Source organism: Rhodococcus sp. NPDC057014, assembly GCF_042673295.1.
Lineage (GTDB): Bacteria > Actinomycetota > Actinomycetes > Mycobacteriales > Mycobacteriaceae > Rhodococcus_F.
Map to the genome: position 1 here is coordinate 1 of NZ_JBHUSF010000547.1, position 3065 is coordinate 3065.

Sequence of the window (3065 nt, forward strand, 5' to 3'; positions counted from 1 at the left end):
GGTCTTGTGGGTGCTCAGTGGTGTCATGTCGTCGTTTTATGTGAGTGCCACCAAAGTGTCTGAGGGGGAGTCGGTTAACAGGGGCGGCCGTGCAGGACGACGGTCTTCTCCTCGGTCATTTCCTCGACCGCCGAGCGGACGCCTTCCTTGCCGATGCCGCTGCCCTTGAGGCCGCCGTACGGCATGAGGTCGGCGCGCCAGAGCGGGGTCCAGTTGATGTGGATGTTGCCGGCGTCGATCTGCCGCATCGCCCGCGTGGTGGCGCTGACGTCGGCGGTGAACAGTCCGGCGCCGAGGCCGTAGTCGCTGTCGTTGGCGAGGGCGATCGCCGACTCGAGGTCGGCGGCGGACGAGACCGCGACTGCAGGGCCGAACAGTTCGTCGCGGCTGAATGGGGAGGTCGGGTCGACGCCGGCGACGACGGTCGGGGTGACGACGGCGCCGTCCCGGTCACCGCCGGTGAGGATCTTTGCGCCGGCCAGCGCGGCTTCGGCGATCGCCGAATGTACTCGGGTGGCTTCGGCTTCGGAGATCAGCGAGCCCAGCCTGGTGTCGGTGTGGGAGGGGTCGCCGACGACGATGCTCTCGACCTTGGGGACCAGGGCGTCGAGGAAGTCCGCCTCGACGGACTGATCCACGATGACCCGCTGCACGCTGATGCAGACCTGACCGGCGTTGATGTAGCCGCCGGCCGCCACCGCGGATGCGGCGAGTTCGATGTCGGCGTCGGGGAGGACGATGACCGGGCAGGAGGCACCCAACTCCAGTGACAGCTTCTTGATACCGGCGATGGACGCCAGCCGCGTTCCGGTCTGGGTGGAGCCGGTGAACGACACCTTCCGCACCCGTGGGTCGGTGACCAGGACGTCGCCGAGCACGGAGCCCGGGCCGGTCAGCACCGACAAGGCCTCGGGGGCCAGGCCGGCGTCGACGAAGCACTCGGCCAGCTTCAGCGCGGTCAGCGGGGTGGTGCGGGCAGGCTTGAGTACCACCGCATTACCCGCGGCCAGCGCGGGCGCGATCTTGTGCAGCACTAACAGTGCCGGGTAGTTGAACGGCGTGATCGCCACGACGATCCCGCAGGGCTGGCGCAGCGTGAACCCGACCTTCTCGAGCCCGGTTCCGGGGTTGGCGTCCAGCGGCAGCGTCGAGCCGTACAGCTGGCTGCCCTCGAACGCGGCCAGCCGGATGATGCTGCCCGACCGGCCGGCCTCTCCGCGCGCCTCACTGATCGGCTTCCCGGTCTCGGCGCTGATGGTCTGCGCGAGGTCCTCCGCGCGTTCGTCGGCCAGATCCGCGGCTCGCATCAAGATCGCCACCCGCTCGTGAGCGGGAGTGGCTCGCTGGATTCGGGCACCGAGCTCGGCCCGGTCCAGGGCGAAGGCGGCATCGGCGGCGGTGGCCACCGGAACCGATTCGATCACGCGGCCGTCGAACGGGGACCGGATGAGGTCGGTGGTGCGGTCAGCGGCGCCACGCCACTCACCGGCGAGCAACATGTCCATGTCGGCTCCATATCGGGACTGGTTCGCCGCCCACCGTGAGGACGGCAGGGCGACTGACTGAGGATGACTTGAAAAGGGTTGGTGTCGAGTCGAATACCTGTCGCGCTCGGACTGTCTGTACCCGGGTCGCAAGAGGATTCGGGCCGGGACGCCCGGCGCGACGGGCTGCGTGGTATCGCCGGCACCGGAGGTCGCAGCGGCCGGTGAACTAGGCGGAGACGGGGCTTGTCTCGTCGGACCTACGGATCCGCGAGCGTCTGTGCCACCTCGGTGGGGAATTGCTCATGCTCATGCAGCCAGTCTTGCTGTGACTGGCACCTCAATCAAGATCGATAACCCATCAAAAGCACCTCATCCGAGGCTGGCGATCGGGAGGCCGAGGCGGTCGCCGACCGGGCTCAGACCGGGCGGCGCGTCAGTACGAGTGGATCGCCGTCGGTGATCGCGATCGTGTGTTCGCTGTGGGCGGTCCGCGAGCCGTCGGCCGATCGGATGGTCCACCCGTCGGGGTCGTAGACGATCTTGTCGGTTCCGCGGGCGAACCAGGGCTCGAGCGCGAGGGTCAGTCCGGGGCGCAGCACCAGGCCCCGGCCGGCGCGCCCCTGGTTGGACACGTGCGGGTCCTCGTGCATCGTTCGACCGAGCCCGTGCCCACCGAATTCGGTGTTGACCGGGTAGCCGTAGTCGGCGGCGACCGCGCCGATCGCGGCGGAAATGTCGCCGAGGCGCCCGCCCGGACGTGCGGCGTCGATACCGGCGGCGAGTGCGCGCTCGGTGGCCTCGATCAGTCGCTGGTCCTCCGCTCGGGGTGTGCCGACGATCAGGCTGCGCGCCGAGTCGGCCACCCAGCCGTCGACCGAGACGGCGATGTCCATGCTCAGCAGGTCCCCGTCGCGCAGGTCGTAGTCGTGCGGCAGGCCGTGGAGCACCGCATCGTTGACGGACAGGCAGATGACGTTGCGGAACGGGCCACGGCCGAACGACGGCGCATAGTCCCAGTAGCAGGACACCGCCCCGCGGTCCTCGATCAAGTGCCGGGCGCGGTGTTCGAGGTCGAGCAGATTCACCCCTACCAGGGCGCGCGATTGCAGGTCGTCGAGCAGTTCGGCGATGAACGCGCCGGTGGTGCGCATCGACTCGATCTCCTGTGACGTCTTCAGTTCCAACACGCGCTCACGCTCCACTTTCTCGCAGACAGACCGGTATAGAAATACCAGGCTAGTGGATGGCTCGGTATTTTCATACCGAGCGTGGCGTATCCTTGGCGCATGGTGCGATCTCCTTTGACGCCGCAGCAGCGGGCCGCCGGCAAGCGACTCGGCGCTTACCTCCGGCAGGCGCGCGGCGACCGCAAGCCCGCCGAAGTGGCACTTGCCGCGTCGATCTCACCCGAGACCCTGCGCAAGATCGAGACGGGACGCCTGGCAACCCCGGCCTTCACGACAGTTGCCGCACTCGCGGCTGTGCTGGCGGTCCCGCTGGAGGACCTCGCCCAGATCTGCCTTCCCGACCTGAACCTTCAGCAGACCGGGTGACAAGCGAGGCGCCGCCGTCCACGTG

At 68.4% G+C, this 3065-nt stretch carries 3 protein-coding genes; 1 reads left to right on the forward strand and 2 read right to left on the reverse strand.

Features of this window, described 5'->3' with window-relative positions:
* Positions 1-74: 74 nt before the first annotated feature.
* Both ACFTZB_RS44545 and map read right to left on the reverse strand, forming a co-directional pair.
* Positions 75-1505, reverse strand: coding sequence for an aldehyde dehydrogenase family protein (locus tag ACFTZB_RS44545; protein ID WP_378442246.1), 1431 nt, complete (start codon positions 1503-1505; stop codon positions 75-77).
* A 398-nt stretch (positions 1506-1903) separates the two neighbouring features.
* Complete coding sequence (map, locus tag ACFTZB_RS44550; RefSeq protein ID WP_378442248.1) at positions 1904-2674, reverse strand: type I methionyl aminopeptidase; 771 nt, start codon at positions 2672-2674, stop codon at positions 1904-1906.
* A gap of 99 nt (positions 2675-2773) precedes the next feature.
* Here map and ACFTZB_RS44555 point away from each other — a divergent pair, with 99 nt between their 5' ends.
* Positions 2774-3040, forward strand: coding sequence for a helix-turn-helix domain-containing protein (locus ACFTZB_RS44555; RefSeq protein WP_378442250.1), 267 nt, complete (start codon positions 2774-2776; stop codon positions 3038-3040).
* Positions 3041-3065: the final 25 nt, after the last annotated feature.

Coding starts and splice junctions, on each gene's coding strand:
- ACFTZB_RS44545 (WP_378442246.1), bottom strand. CDS start 1,505: ATGGACATGTTGCTCGCCGGTGAGTGGCGTGGCGCCGCTGACCGCACC.
- ACFTZB_RS44555 (WP_378442250.1), top strand. CDS start 2,774: ATGGTGCGATCTCCTTTGACGCCGCAGCAGCGGGCCGCCGGCAAGCGA.